Origin of the sequence: Paracoccus jeotgali, from assembly GCF_002865605.1 — a bacterium.
Lineage (GTDB): Bacteria > Pseudomonadota > Alphaproteobacteria > Rhodobacterales > Rhodobacteraceae > Paracoccus > Paracoccus jeotgali.
The window spans coordinates 1,065,125-1,079,065 of sequence record NZ_CP025583.1; the positions used below are offsets into that span (position 1 = coordinate 1,065,125).

Consider the following 13,941-nt stretch of genomic DNA (forward strand, 5'->3'; position numbering starts at 1 on the left):
ACCGTCCCAACCAACGCTTGGTCGTGCGACTAAAAGCGGAAGCGGCGGTGATCCACCGACCGCTTAACGGGACCGCCACATATAGGTGGACGCGGACGATTGGGACCTTCAGCGCCATCATCTCAATTGTGATGTCGGTACTGTTAGCACTCCGGTAACCGAGCAAAACGCGTCAAGACCACCGGTAACGCTAAACGTATTCAATCCGAGCCGCGCGAGACGGCAGCTAGTCGACATCCCGATCGTCACGAGCTTGCGGAGCGGCTGCGCGACACTTGCTCGTGAACATCGCGTCGCCAACGTCTGTCCAACCGTGGCCGACGAAAGCCGCCAGCTTTGAGCTAGCGCCTCCGAGGAACTGGCCCAGCCTCCTGAGGGGGCGCTGATCAGGGACATACCTAGCTGTTACGCTTGTCACTCCCGATCAAGCACGGGCCGCAGCGAGTGCGCAGGCAGGACGCGCCGGTGCCGAACGGCCCCTCCCGTCGCAACCCACTACCAGACTCGCTGCTCTTTGCGGGACAGCAGGAAGCCGTGGCCCTCGCGGTTGGTGCATTGCAGACTCGTTTTCTCGGATCGGCAGTTGATCTCGGCGAAAGCCGCCGACACACCGTAAGGGGCGACGTCTGTGTAGCTCGACTTGCGCGGAGCTTCGCCGCAAACCACCCGGGCCGGTCCCGTCCGATCGAGTTGGACATGGTGGCCCCAGAATGCGGAGCAGGTTCCCGTGTCAGGCATCGCGGGTGAACCGCTGCGTTCGACGATGCTGCAGCGGATCTCACTCGCTTCCATCGAGCCGTTGCAGTAGATGTTGCCTGTGGGGGTGCGGAACCCATAGCCTTCTGCCGATGCCCCTGTGGCGGCGGCAAAGAGGTAAACGGCGGCAAGGCGTGACATCGCTGATCCTCCATTCTTCATCCGGGTTCAGCCCCCGGAGGGATAGCCGCCACATCCGCTAGCGGATTGTCAGCCGCAGGTTGAAGGTTTCGGCCTCGCTCCGTGGGAACAGCTGAAATACGCCCACCCTGTAGGTCTGGCCCGCAGTCTCGAAGCTGTAGTTCGCCTGACAGTCGATGACCCCGTTGATCGAAAAACACGCGTTCTCGCTTCCCGAAAGATCCAGGCTGGCCAACTGCCCGGCCCCCGCCCCGAAGGTAAAGCACATCGGGCTCCCCTCGATGACTGTTCCAGAGACCTCTCCGGACGACGCCCCGGACAGGAACCGGATCTCCTCGCATTGCTGTGCTGTGGCGCCGGTCCCGAGAAAGGCCAAGGCCAGGAAGGCAGACACTCTGAGCATGTGCGCTAATCCATCAAACTGACCATGGGATCTTCAAGGATGTCGATCATTCGGCGGCGCGTCAAGAAATAAGCCACAGATGCGTGTCACAGTGCACCAGAAACCTGCTGGTGTCCTAACGCCAGAACGGGCGCTGAGCTGCACGGTTTCAGCGCACCCGTTCGCGCAACATGCATCTGCTGATCGAAGGTTCTTTGTTTCACTGGTTGAGGGTCGGACAGGACCCCCGCTTATGAATTGTTGGTGGAACGTATCAAGGACGGCGTGAACAGGAATTCGTAGATACCTTTACACGCCAGACCCCGGCTGGGTGAGACAAGCACTAGATTTCGAAGGACAAGTTCACTGAGGGGCGTCCTTCAACAGCGAACTACCCCCGGTTGTTCGATAAGAGATGCTTCAAACGGCGCAACTGTGCCTCGATTAGCTTCGGCAAGCTCAACGGCCGGGATTTAACACGTAGTGCCCAAAGGACACTCATTCAGTCACAGCACTTGTGGCTACTTTGTCTGCGATGAGGCGCAAACCTCGCCAGCGTTCGTCCGACGTAACCTGAGCCACCTCGTATCACCTCACCTCAACCACCGCGCGCCCCAGCACTGACGGCCCGCCCAGATCGAGGAAGCGGATCTCGTAGAGGCCCGGCTCTTGCGGCATCTGCAGGTTCAGGGTCTTGGCGTCAGTCGCCGTCATCGCCGTCAGCCAGGTGAAGTCGGGCTGCTCTTTCCGGGCCAGCGCGATGCGCTCGTCCGTTCCGGTGCCGCCTCCGGTCCAGGTGATCGTCACCGTCTCGCCGGGCGCGGCCGAGGCGGGAACCGTCAGGCCGGCGCCGTCGTCCATCGGCGCGTCGGCGGGCCGCACCTCGAGCGGTTTGCGGCCGAGCGTCTTGGCGCCCTCGTTCAGGACATAGCGGATTTCGTAAAGGCCCGGCGCGTCAGGTGCGGTCACCTCGCGAGAGGTCACGGTCTCGACGCGGACATAGCCGCCGTGCTTGCCCTCGGCCTCGCCCGCCGGGACGATGGTGATGTAGTCGCGCGGATTCACGCTCTGCGTCCAGCCGATGGTCAGCTTGGACCCGGCGCGCACGGCAGGCGGGGCGGTGAGGTCGATCGAGACTCCGACAACTTCGATTGGGACGCTGGCGAGGGTCTTGGCGCCCTCGTTCAGGACATAGCGCAGCTCATACATGCCGGTTTCGGCCGGGGCGGTGAGGGTGCCATCGGTGTCGTCAGCGACGCGGATATAGGTGCCGCTCTGGCCCTCTTTCGCGCCCATGGGCAGGATGGTGATGTAGTCGCGGGGGTTGATGGTGCCGGACCAAGTGACGTCGAAGTTGGCGCCGGTGGTGACGGTGGCGGGGCCAGAAACGCCGACCTCGGGCGCGACGACCTCGATCGCTGCGGTGGCGAGGGTCTTGGCGCCTTCGTTCAGGACATAGCGCAACTCATACATGCCGGTTTCGGCAGGTGCCGTCAGCGAGCCTTCGGTGTCGTCAGCGACGCGGATATAGGGGCCGCTTTGGCCCTCTTTCGCGCCCATCGGCAGGATGGTGATGTAGTCACGCGGGTTGATGGTGCCGGACCAAGTGACGGCGAAGTTGGCGCCGGTGGTGACGGTGGCGGGGCCAGAGACGCCGACTTCGGGCGCGACCACCTCGATGGCGGCGGTGGCGAGGGTTTTGCCGCCCTCGTTCAGGACATAGCGCAGCTCATACATGCCGGTTTCGGCGGGGGCGGTGAGGGTGCCTTTGCTGTCGGCAGCGACGCGGATATAGGTGCCGCTCTGGCCCTCTTTCGCGCCCATGGGCAGAATGGTGATGTAGTCGCGTGGGTTGATGGTCCCGGACCAGCTGACGTCGAAGATGGCGCCGGTGGTGACGGTGGCGGGGCCAGAAACGCCGGCTGCGGGCGCGACGACCTCGATCGCGACGCTGGCGAGGGTCTTGGCGCCTTCGTTCAGGACGTAGCGCAGCTCGTAGATGCCGGTTTCGGCCGGGGCGGTGAGGGTGCCTTTGTTGTCGTCGTCGACGCGGATATAGGTGCCGCTCTGGCCCTCCTTCGCGCCCATCGGCAGGATGGTGATGTAGTCGCGGGGGTTGATGGTGCCGGACCAGCTGACGTCGAAGGTGGCGCCGGTGGTGACGGTGGCGGGGCCGGTGAGCGTCACCGCCGGCACCTCCACCGGGGGCGGTGGAGCGGGTTCGCTGCGGCTCTCGATGACGGTCTTGACCTGAGCCAGCGCATCCTGAAGCTCTTGCGCGTTGCTGGCGGGGACGAACACCCCGCCGGTGTTTTCGGCGATGCAGGCGAGGCTGACATCCTCGCCCAGATCGAAGCCGACCACATGGGCGGTGAAGCCGACCCCCTGCTGGGCGAGTTCGGCCGCAAGCGCGCAGGGATCGGCGTTGCAGGTTTCTAGCCCGTCAGAAATCAGCACCACGGTCGCCGGATTGTCGCGCCATGACAGCAGCTCGGCCGCATGGCGCACGGCGGCGCTGAGGGGGGTCTTGCCCACGGGCCGGATCGCGTTCACGCGCTCGATGAAGCCCGCCTTGTCCAGCGGGCCGGGCGCGATCAGCGTCTCGATATCGGTGCAATCGCCCTGACGGCGGTGGCCATAGGCGACCAGACCCAGATTGGTGCCATCCTCCCAGCCATTGACCAGATCGGCCATGACCTCGCGCGCGATCTCGACCTTGGAGCGGCCGTCGATCTGTCCCCACATCGAGCCCGAGGCGTCATAGACGATGGCGACATCCTCGGCCGCGTGGACGGCACCTGCCCCGGCGCAGACGATGAGGGCGGTGGCGAGGATCGGTCGGATGCGGGTCATCGGGTCATCTCCTGCAGGGCAAGGGGTCAGGCGGTCGGCGCGGCGGCGGCGGGGGCGGGCATGGGGGTAGGGGCCATCATGGCGCGTTCCTTCAGCTTGCGGAAGGGGCCGGACATCTGCTCGAGCTTCGCCTCCCATTCCGGGTTCGGGCGCTGCCCGGCGGTGGTGCGGAAGAACACCTGCATCATGCAGGCGATGGCGAAGGGTTCCAGCAGCGCGGCCTTGACGCTCCACGCAAAGAGCAGCGCGAAGACGACGCCGCCCGCGGCCCAAGCGCCCGGCATCATCCAGATCAGAAGTGCGGCGGGCGCCAGCATCAGCAGGAACACGGCGAAGGAGAGCGCATAGACGATCACCGCCAGCCAGGCCGCATTGCGCAGCATCGGGCGCCAGTTCTGGCCGTAAAGCACCAGCGCCTCGCGCGCCGACAGCCAAGCATTGTCGGATTTGGTGCGGATCGCGTGGGCGAGGATCACCTCGTCCACGAAGCCCACGGCGACGCGCAGAAAGGCCGACAGGATCGTCGCCAATTGCTGTGCGCCGGGGATCGGCAGCACCGTCAGCAGCCCGCGCACCAGCCCCGAGATGGCGCGGATCACGCCCTTGACCAGCTGATCCAGCACGAACAGCGCGCTGGCCTGCGGGAAGCGCTGTCGGACCTCGGCCTGCGCGTGCTGCACTTGGCTGCGGCCCTGCGGGATCGCCTCGCCGTCGATCAGCGCGACCAGCACAGCGATATGACCGGCCTTGACCAGATAGAGGATATATTCCCGCGCCCAATACAGAAACGCCCCGAAAAGGCCAAAGCCCGCGAAGCCGCCCCACATCGTCGCATTCGCGCGAAAGCCTTCATCCCCGAAGGCGCCGATGCCCCAGCCAAGGCCCACGCCCGCGCCGGTCGACAGGATATAGCCGAGCGTGATGCCGAAATAGACCGCCATCCGCAGCAGGATAAAGGGCAGGGTGCGTCCCATCAGCCCCAGCGATTGGCGAATACTGAAATCCCACATGCTTTGTCCCTTGCCCGAATTGTGGCGGCCCGTTCAGGGCTCGCAGCTGCTGTTGCCATAGCGCAGGCTGCAGGCCCGCGCCGCGCAAGAGGCGATCTGCGGGTCGCGTTCCGCCTTGCGCAGATCCACCGTCTCGACCGCCGTGTAAGGAACCTGCACGGTCTGCATCACCGGCTCGCAGATCGTCGCCTCGCCCTCGGCCCGACATTCGGTCCGGCCGCTGGGACGCTGCTCGCTGCGTTCGCGGATGACGGTTTCGCGGGCGTAAACGGGCGGCATCTTCAGCATCCACTCGGCCTGGCAATGGGCGCGCTCGGCGCGGTATTCCGGCGTGCCGCAGCCGGCCAGCAGCGCCACGACCGCCAGCCCGGCCAGGGCGAGGCAGTCTTGGTGTGCAAGGCGGTCATGATTCATGCGGCGGTTGTCCCGGTGGTCGATTCGGGACGAGTCTGGCAGAACCGGCTGTGCCGCGCCCCCTTCGTTCGGACGGGGCGGGGGCAGAAAAGCCGGGGCGGCTCAGATCAGGATCAGGTCCAGAAAGCGCTGCTCGGCCACCGACAGATGCCGCTCGCGGTGGCGCAGGATGTGAAAGCGGCGCGGTGGCAGCTCGAAGGGCAGGCGGATCAGGCGCCCCGCATCCAGCAGATGCTGGACCACCAGCGTCGAGAGGATGGCCGCACCGCCGCCGGCTTCGATGGCGGCACGGACAGCCTCGTTCGACGGCAGCTCCAGCGTCGAGGGCAGATCGCCCAAGGCCAGCCCCGCGCTTTCCAGCAGGGTCTCCAGCGCCGCGCGGGTGGCCGAGCCCGGCTCTCGCAGCACCCATGCGCTGGCAGGCAGATCGGCGGCAGCGCGTGGCGGGTCGTGCCGCCAGGGGTGTTCGGGGCCGACGACAAGGGCCAGTTCGTCGCCGGGGATCGAGTGGACGGCAAGGCTGGGGTCGGCGATCTCGCCCTCGACAAAGCCCAGATCGACGCCCGCGTCATGGACGCGGCGGGCGACCTCGGCGGTGTTGTCGGCGATCAGGGTCAGCTCGATGCCCGGATAGGCGGCGCGGAACTGCTGCATCCGCTGCGGCAGCCAGTAATTCGCCACGGTCTGGCTGGCGGCCAGCCGCAGGCTGCCCCGGCGCAGGCCGGCCAGATCGGCCAGCAGCCGCTCGGCCTGTTCGGCGCGGGCCAGCACGGCGCGGGCCTCGTCCAGCAGAAGCCGCCCGGTCTGGGTCAGCACGATCCGCCGCCCGACCCGGTCGAACAGGCGGACGGCGTGGCGCTGTTCCAGCGCGGCGACGGCGGCGCTGACGGCGCTTTGGGTCAGGTTCAGCGCCGCCGCCGCCTGGGTCACATGCTCACGCTCGGCGACGGCGACAAAGATGCGAAGCTGCTCAAGGGTCATGCCAGCAGCGTTACCAGAGCGAGGCTGAAGGCCGAAACGAAAACCCACGCCCCGGCCCCCAGCAGGGCCGGGCGCAGTCCGGCGGCGGTCAGATTGCGGATGTCGGTTTCCAGCCCCATCGCGGCCAGCGCGGTGGCCAGCAGGAACTGCGTCGCAGCGGTGGTCGCGGGCTCGGTCGCGGCCGGCACCCAGCCGGTGCTGGCCAGCAGGACCATCCCCACGAAGCCCAGAACGAACCACGGGATCGGCGCGGCGGTGGTCGCGGCCGGTCCGCCCTTGCGGCGCATCCGGCGCGCGGCGGCATAGCCGAGCGCCAGCACCATCGGCGCCAGCATCATCACCCGCGTCAGCTTGGCGATGGTGCCGAACTCGCCCGCCTCGGCGCCGCGGGCATAGGCGGCGGCCACGACCTGCGCGACCTCGTGGATCGAGGCGCCGGTCCACAGCCCATAGCCCTGCGCCCCCATCCCCATCGCGCCCCCGGCCAGCGGCATCAGCACCATCGACAGCGAGCCGAAGACGGTGACGCAGGCGACCGCATAGGCCACGTCTTCATCGCTGGCGCGGGTCACGGTTTTGGTGGCGATCACCGCCGAGGCGCCGCAGATCGAACTGCCAGCGGCGATCAGCTGCGTCAGCCCCGGCGCGACGCCCAAACGGCGGCCGAGCCAGGTGGTGAAGGCAAAGGTGCCCAGCAGGGTCGCCAGGATGATCGCGACGCCCGTCCCGCCGACCGCCAGCACCTGCTGCACGGTCAGTTGCAGCCCCAGCAGCACGATGCCCGCGCGCAGGACCGGGCGCATGGCGAACCCGACGCCGTCGCGGGCGGCGGCAGGGGTGCCGATCAGGTTGTGGAAGGCCAGGCCCAGCAGGATGGCGAGGATCAGCGGGCTGAACATCCCCAGCCCCGGCAGGCGATGCAGCCCGAAGGCCGCGCCCGCGATCAGCGCCGCCAGCAGCAGCCCCGGCAGCTTGCCCGAGCATAGCCGCCTTGCCAGCGCGCCCGAGGCGAGACCCGCGCCCTTGCCGCCACCGGACCGATTTCCGTCCTGAAACTCGCTATAGGCCATCATCGTCTCCACAATCCTGTTGCAGACGAGATAGTTTCCCGGCGCCGATCATTCCAACGGATTAAACTGGTCCGAATGATCGCGAAAAGCGAATGGTCCGTCGCAGCACCGGATCAGCGATCAGACGTCCAGATCATCGGCCTGCGCGAAACGGGCGTTTTCCTGGATATATTCAAAGCGCAGCTCGGGTTTCTTGCCCATCAGGCGCTCGACCAGATCGCCGGTTTCGCCCGCCGCATCCTCGTCGATGGTGACGCGGATCAGCTTGCGCGTGGCCGGGTTCATCGTCGTGTCCTTCAGATCCTTGGCGTCCATCTCGCCCAGACCCTTGAAGCGCTGCAGGTCGATCTTGCCCTTGCCGCCCAGCCCGGTGGCCAGCAGGCGTTCCTTTTCCGCGTCATCGGCGACATAGACCCGGTGCGAGCCCTGCGTCAGCCGGTAGAGCGGCGGGCAGGCCATATACAGGTGCCCCTTGTCGATCAGCGGCCGCATCTGGGTAAAGAAAAAGGTCATCAGCAGCGCCGCGATATGGGCCCCGTCGACATCGGCATCGGTCATGATGATGACCTTGTCGTAACGCAGATCGTCGACGCGGAACTTGGTCCCCATGCCGACGCCCAACGCCTGACACAGATCCGAGATCTCCGCGTTCGACCCCAGCTTGCCCGAGGCCGCGCCCAGCACGTTCAGGATCTTGCCCTTCAGCGGCAGCAGCGCCTGCGTGGTCCGGTCGCGGGCCTGCTTGGCCGAACCGCCGGCCGAGTCGCCCTCGACGATGAACAGCTCTGTCCCGGCGCGGTTGCGGGCGGTGCAGTCGACCAGCTTGCCGGGCAGGCGCAGCTTTTGGGTGGCGGTCTTGCGGCTGGTCTCTTTCTCTTGCCGGCGCCGCAGCCGCTCCTCGGACCGCAGGATGAGGAAATCGAGGATCGCGCCCGCCGATTTCGGATCGCCCGCCAGCCAGTTGTCGAAATGGTCGCGGACCGCGCCCTCGACCAGACGATGCGCCTCGACCGTGGCCAGCCGGTCCTTGGTCTGGCCGACGAATTCCGGCTCTCGGATGAAGCAGGACACCAGCGCGCAGCCGCCGGTCAGCAGATCCTCTCGGGTGATCTGGGCGGCCTTGCGGTTGTTGGCCAACTCGCCATAGGCGCGGATGCCCTTGAGGATCGCGGACCAGAAGCCGGCCTCGTGGGTGCCGCCCTCGGGCGTGGGGACGGTGTTGCAATAGGACTGGATGAAGCCGTCGCGGGCGGGTGTCCAGTTGATCGCCCAATCGACTTTGCCCGGCACGCCGAAACGCGACTGGAAATCGACATTGCCGGCAAAGGGCCGCTCGGCATAGGTGCTGACCCCGGCCAGCGTCTCGGCCAGATAATCGGCCAGCCCGCCGGGGAAATGGAATGTCGCCTCAAGCGGCGTGTCGCCGTCCTCGATGGCGGATTTCCAGCGGATCTCGACGCCCGAAAACAGATAGGCCTTGGACTTGACCATCTTGAGCAGGCGCGAGGGGCGAAAGCGGTGATGCCCGAAGATCTGTTCATCGACGTGAAAGGTCACGCTCGTCCCGCGCCGGTTCGGGGCCGCGCCCAGTTTCGCCACCGGCCCCAGCGGCACGCCGCGCGAAAAGCGCTGCTCGAACAATTCGCGGTTGCGGGCGACCTGCACGATCATGCTGTCCGACAGCGCGTTGACGACCGAGGCCCCGACCCCGTGCAACCCGCCCGAGGTCTGGTAGGCATCGCCCGAGAACTTGCCGCCCGCGTGCAGCGTGCACAGGATCACCTCGAGCGCCGAGCGGTCGGGGAACTTGGGATGCGGCTCGATCGGAATGCCGCGGCCATTGTCGCGGATGGTGACGCTGTAATCGGCGGCGAGTTCGACCTCGATCCGGGTCGCGTGCCCGGCCACGGCCTCGTCCATCGAGTTGTCGAGGATCTCGGCCACCAGATGGTGCATGGCGCGTTCATCGGTGCCGCCGATATACATGCCCGGCCGTTTCCGGACCGGCTCCAACCCCTCCAGCACCTCGATCGAGGCGGCGGAATAGGTCGTGTCGTCCGGGGTGACGGGAAAGAGGTCGTCGGCCATCTGCTGCCTGCCGTGATTTTGCATGATTGGGCGCGCTTATCTCACATCGCAGGCGGTTGGGGCAAGGCTTTGCGGTGGCGCGGGTCCGTGACCACTAGGATTGGACGCCGCGCCGCCCTATTCCGGTTCGGACAGCCGCGCCTGCCACATCTTCTGGAAACCGGGCCGGCCCTGCGCGTCGACCAGCCACTGCCCGATCGCCGGGAACTGTTCCATCAGCGGGCCATAGCCTTGGGCATAGCGGATCGTCTCGGCCATGGCGATATCGGCCACGGTAAAGCGGTTGCCGACCAGATAGCCGTGGCGGGCCAGTTGATCCTCGACCACGCGCAGGGGACGGATCAGGCGTTCGGCGGCATTGGCGACAAGGGCCTGATCCTCGCCCGACTGCGCCTGACCCCGGCCATGCAGGAACAGCAGCGTCAGCGCGTCGGGTTCGATCGAGGTGGCGGCCTGAAAACACCATTGCAGCATCAGGGCGTCCTCCTCGGGCGAGGCGGGGCCAAGCGGCGCGGCGTGCTTGCGCGCCAGATACAGCAGGATCGCATAGGATTCCGACAGCACCAGCCCGTCATCCTCGATCACCGGAATGGCGCCGCCGGGCGACAGCTTGCGGAACGAGGCCGAGTGCGTGTTCAGCGGCGCATCGGCGGCGTCGGGGTCGGGCAGGCGATAGGCTTGGATGACCGGGTGCTGCCGGAAGGGCAGGCCGATCTCGTGACACAGCCAGATGATGCGCGAGGCGCGCGAACGGGTGACGCCGTGGATGGTCAGCATAGGGGTTCCGCCTTGGTTGGTTCAGTGTCACATCAAAGGGGTGGCGCGGGGGTCAGGTCCAGTCATCGACCCCGGTGCCGGTCAGTTCCGATAGATTCGCCAGCCCGTGCCGCGCCGCCATCTGGTCCAGATCGCGCGCGATCCGGGCCGCCAGCGACAGCCCGTCATAGATCAGCGCTGAATAAAGCTGCACCGCCGACGCACCCGCCCGCAGCTTTTGCCACGCATCCTCGGCCGAGGCGATGCCGCCCACGCCGATCAGGGGGATCTGCCCGTCCGTCAGCCGATAAAGCCGCGCCAGCACCCGGGTCGAGGGGATCATCAACGGCCGCCCCGACAGCCCGCCCGCCTGATCGCGGTCGGGGCTGGCCAGCCCGTCGCGCGACAGGGTGGTGTTGGTGGCGATGATGGCGTCGATGCCGACGGCCACGGCGACCTCGGCCACGGCGGCAAGCCCCGCCTCGTCCAGATCCGGGGCGATCTTCAGAAAGACCGGGCGCCGCTCGGGCAGGGCGTCGCGGGCCGCCAGCACGCCCTGCAGCAGCGCCTGCAATGCCTCGGCGCCCTGCAGGTCGCGCAGCCGCTCGGTGTTGGGGGACGAGACGTTGACGGTCAGGAAATCGGCGGGAAGCCCGGCCACGCGCACCACCTCGGCAAAATCGGCGGCGCGGTCGGTGCTGTCCTTGTTGGCGCCGATGTTCAGCCCCACCGGTATCCCCGCCGGACGCGCCGCCAGCCGCGCCGCAATGGCCGCCGCGCCGTCATTGTTGAAGCCGAAGCGGTTGATGATCGCGCGGTCGGGGGTCAGCCGGAACAGGCGGGGTTTCGGGTTGCCGGGCTGCGGCCGGGGCGTCGCTGCGCCACATTCGACAAAGCCAAAGCCCGCCCGCATCAGCGCCGCCACCGCCCGCGCATTCTTGTCAAAGCCCGCCGCCAGCCCGACCGGGTTCGGCATCTCGATCCCCGCCAGCCGCAGCCGCAACCGGGCCGAGGTCACCGGCGCACCGGCCAGCGGCACGACACCCGCCGCCAGCGCCTTCAGCGACAGGTCATGCGCGGTCTCGGGCGGCAGGCGGTGCAGCGCGCGCAGGCCCAGCCGCTCGACCGGGGTCACGCCAGATCCCCCAGATCGAAACCCTGCGCCCCGCGCGTCAGCGGCCGCGACCACGCGATGTCCGACAGCCGCAGCCGCCGGTAGAGATGCGGAAACAGCATCCCACCCCGCGACGGCTCGTGGCGCAGCGCCTCGCCCAGATCCTGCGCCTCGCAGGCCAGCAGATGCAGCCCGTCCTCATCCGCGAAATGCTTGTCCAGCGTGCCGCGCAGCGTCTCGGCGGTCGAGAAATGGATATAGCCATCGGCCAGATCGACAGGGGCGCCGGCCGTCTCGCCGTCGCGCTGGAACTGTTGCCATTCGGGGTCGCGCAGGACTTTATAGATCAACATGGGACGTGTTTCCGCGCTTGCAGCCCTGCGGTCAAGCCGGTTCGACCGGCAGCGACGCGCCCCGCCCGCCCCGACCTCGCCGCATCGGCATTTGACGCAAGCCCCGCGACTTGCCAAGCTGACCCGGTCCCCGCGCCTGTCGCATCCAGAAACGGAGCTTTCGATGATCAGAACCCGCCTTCTTGCCTCGGTCGCCGTGCTGGCGCTTGGTCCTGCCATGGCGCAGGCCGAATCGGTGCTGCACATCCTGCACACGAATGATTTTCACAGCCGCGTCGAATCGATCAACAAGTTCGATTCCAGCTGCGATCACGAGGCCGAAGAGGCCGGCGAATGCGCCGGCGGCACCGCGCGTCTGGCGACCAAGCTGGCCGAGCTGCGCCAGCAATTCGAGGCGGCGGGCGAGCCCTATCTGCTGCTGGACGCGGGCGACCAGTTCCAGGGCAGCCTGTTCTATACCACCTACAAGGGCGAAGACACGGCCGAGTTCATGAACCAGCTTGGCTATGACGCGATGGTGGTGGGCAACCACGAATTCGACGACGGGCCGATGGTGCTGTCCAAGCTGATCGACAATTTGAACTTTCCCGTCGTGTCCGCCAACCTAGATGTCAGCCAGGACAACGAGCTGAACGGCAAGCTGGAAAAATCCGTGGTGCTGGAGCGCGGCGGCGAGAAGGTCGGGATCATCGGCCTGACCGCGACCGACACCGACGAGACCAGCTCGCCCGGCAAATCGGTGATCTTTCAGGACGATGCCGAGGCGCTGGCAGCCGAGGTCGAGCGCCTGACCGACGAGGGCGTGAACCGCATCATCGCGCTGACCCATATCGGTCTGCCCCGCGATCTGGAGTTGGCGGAATCGGTGCCCGGCGTCGATCTGTTCGTGGGCGGCCACACCCACACGCCGCTGGGCGAGGGGGTCGAGGGCTCGCAGGGCGATTACCCGACCATGTCGGGCGAGGTGCCGGTGGTGCAGGCAGGCTCTTACGGGCGCTATCTGGGCCATGTGACGCTGACCTTCGACGATGACGGCAATGTGACCTCGGTCGAAGGTGCGCCGATCCTGCTCGACGCCTCGGTGACGCCCGATCCCGACATCCTCGCGCGGGTCAAGGAACTCGCCGGGCCGATCAATGAGCTAAAGACGAAGATCGTGGCCGAAACCGCCGCCCCCATCGGCGCCGAGCGGACCGATTGCCGGGCGCGGGAATGTGCGATGGGCACCCTTGTCGCCGACGCCATGCTGGACCGGGTGAAGGATCAGGGCATCGACATCGCAATCCAGAACGGCGGCGGCTTGCGGGCCGGGATCGACGCCGGGCCGATCTCGATGGGCGAGATCATCGCCGTGCTGCCGTTCCAGAACACGCTCGCCACCTTCCGGCTGAAAGGCGCCGACGTGGTCGCTGCGCTGGAAAACGGCGCCAGCGAGATCGAGGACGGCGCGGGGCGCTTTGCGCAGGTCGCGGGGCTGAAATACACCGTCGATCCGTCGGCCGAACCCGGTCAGCGCATCAGCGAGGTGCTGGTGATGAAGGATGGCGACTGGAAGCCGATCGAGCCGGGCACGGAATATGGCGTTGTGACCAACAACTACATGCGCAATGGCGGCGACGGCTATGCGGTCTTTGCCGAAAAGGGCAGCCAGGCATATGATTTCGGGCCGGATCTGGCGGATGTGCTGGCCGAGTATATCGTGGCCCAGGGTGCCGAGTTCGTGGCCGAAACCGACGGGCGGATCACCGTGAAGGGCGAGGCGGGCGACGCCGAGGCAGGCGACGCTGCGGCAGGTGAGGCCGAGGCTGGCGCAGTGGATGCGGCTGGTGAAACCGACAGCAAGGCTGCCGATGCGCCGACCGAGGCTGACGCAGCCCCGGCTGCCGACGCAGAACCCGCCACCGACGCAGCCGAACCGGCCCCGGCCGCGCAGTAACGGCCCCTGCCGCGGTTTCCGGCCGGCGCGGGCTGGCCGGAAGCGGCGCAGGGGACAGGCAGCGGTTGTCGGCATCGCGGCAAAGGA

12 protein-coding genes are annotated in these 13,941 nt (G+C 67.1%); 1 reads left to right on the forward strand and 11 read right to left on the reverse strand.

Features of this window, described 5'->3' with window-relative positions:
- Window positions 1-495 precede the first annotated feature (495 nt).
- The 11 genes from CYR75_RS16010 to CYR75_RS05365 all read right to left on the reverse strand — a co-directional run bounded on the left by CYR75_RS16010 (window position 496) and on the right by CYR75_RS05365 (window position 11,918).
- Window positions 496-897, reverse strand: a complete 402-nt coding sequence (locus CYR75_RS16010; RefSeq protein ID WP_158644587.1) for a DUF6636 domain-containing protein — start codon at window positions 895-897, stop codon at window positions 496-498.
- A gap of 58 nt (window positions 898-955) precedes the next feature.
- The gene (locus CYR75_RS05320) at window positions 956-1,300 is read right to left on the reverse strand and encodes a hypothetical protein (RefSeq protein WP_101499134.1); all 345 of its coding nucleotides are present in this window, start codon (window positions 1,298-1,300) and stop codon (window positions 956-958) included.
- A gap of 567 nt (window positions 1,301-1,867) precedes the next feature.
- Complete coding sequence (locus CYR75_RS05325; protein ID WP_158644588.1) at window positions 1,868-4,132, reverse strand: VWA domain-containing protein; 2,265 nt, start codon at window positions 4,130-4,132, stop codon at window positions 1,868-1,870.
- A gap of 26 nt (window positions 4,133-4,158) precedes the next feature.
- Window positions 4,159-5,142 (reverse strand): hypothetical protein, encoded by a 984-nt coding sequence (locus tag CYR75_RS05330; protein WP_101499136.1) that lies wholly within the window; start codon window positions 5,140-5,142, stop codon window positions 4,159-4,161.
- Window positions 5,143-5,175: 33 nt separating this feature from the next.
- The gene (locus CYR75_RS05335; protein ID WP_101499137.1) at window positions 5,176-5,556 is read right to left on the reverse strand and encodes a hypothetical protein; all 381 of its coding nucleotides are present in this window, start codon (window positions 5,554-5,556) and stop codon (window positions 5,176-5,178) included.
- 102 nt (window positions 5,557-5,658) lie between these two features.
- Entirely contained in the window at window positions 5,659-6,537 is an 879-nt protein-coding gene (locus tag CYR75_RS05340) for a LysR family transcriptional regulator (protein ID WP_101499138.1), read from the reverse strand.
- Complete coding sequence (locus CYR75_RS05345) at window positions 6,534-7,610, reverse strand: YeiH family protein (RefSeq protein WP_225972852.1); 1,077 nt, start codon at window positions 7,608-7,610, stop codon at window positions 6,534-6,536. Before CYR75_RS05345 ends, CYR75_RS05340 begins: the two co-directional genes overlap by 4 nt.
- Before the next feature lie 117 nt (window positions 7,611-7,727).
- Complete coding sequence (parE, locus tag CYR75_RS05350) at window positions 7,728-9,695, reverse strand: DNA topoisomerase IV subunit B (RefSeq protein WP_101499139.1); 1,968 nt, start codon at window positions 9,693-9,695, stop codon at window positions 7,728-7,730.
- A gap of 117 nt (window positions 9,696-9,812) precedes the next feature.
- Complete coding sequence (locus CYR75_RS05355; protein ID WP_101499140.1) at window positions 9,813-10,472, reverse strand: glutathione S-transferase family protein; 660 nt, start codon at window positions 10,470-10,472, stop codon at window positions 9,813-9,815.
- A 52-nt stretch (window positions 10,473-10,524) separates the two neighbouring features.
- On the reverse strand, window positions 10,525-11,586 hold the full coding sequence (locus CYR75_RS05360) for a quinone-dependent dihydroorotate dehydrogenase (protein WP_101499141.1): 1,062 nt from the start codon (window positions 11,584-11,586) through the stop codon (window positions 10,525-10,527).
- Window positions 11,583-11,918, reverse strand: a complete 336-nt coding sequence (locus CYR75_RS05365) for a DUF952 domain-containing protein (protein ID WP_101499142.1) — start codon at window positions 11,916-11,918, stop codon at window positions 11,583-11,585. The genes CYR75_RS05360 and CYR75_RS05365 overlap by 4 nt, the downstream gene beginning before the upstream one ends.
- Before the next feature lie 166 nt (window positions 11,919-12,084).
- On the opposite strand from CYR75_RS05365, the gene CYR75_RS05370 reads away from it, so the two are divergent.
- Window positions 12,085-13,854, forward strand: a complete 1,770-nt coding sequence (locus CYR75_RS05370) for a bifunctional metallophosphatase/5'-nucleotidase (protein WP_101500884.1) — start codon at window positions 12,085-12,087, stop codon at window positions 13,852-13,854.
- The last annotated feature ends 87 nt before the right edge of the window (window positions 13,855-13,941 follow it).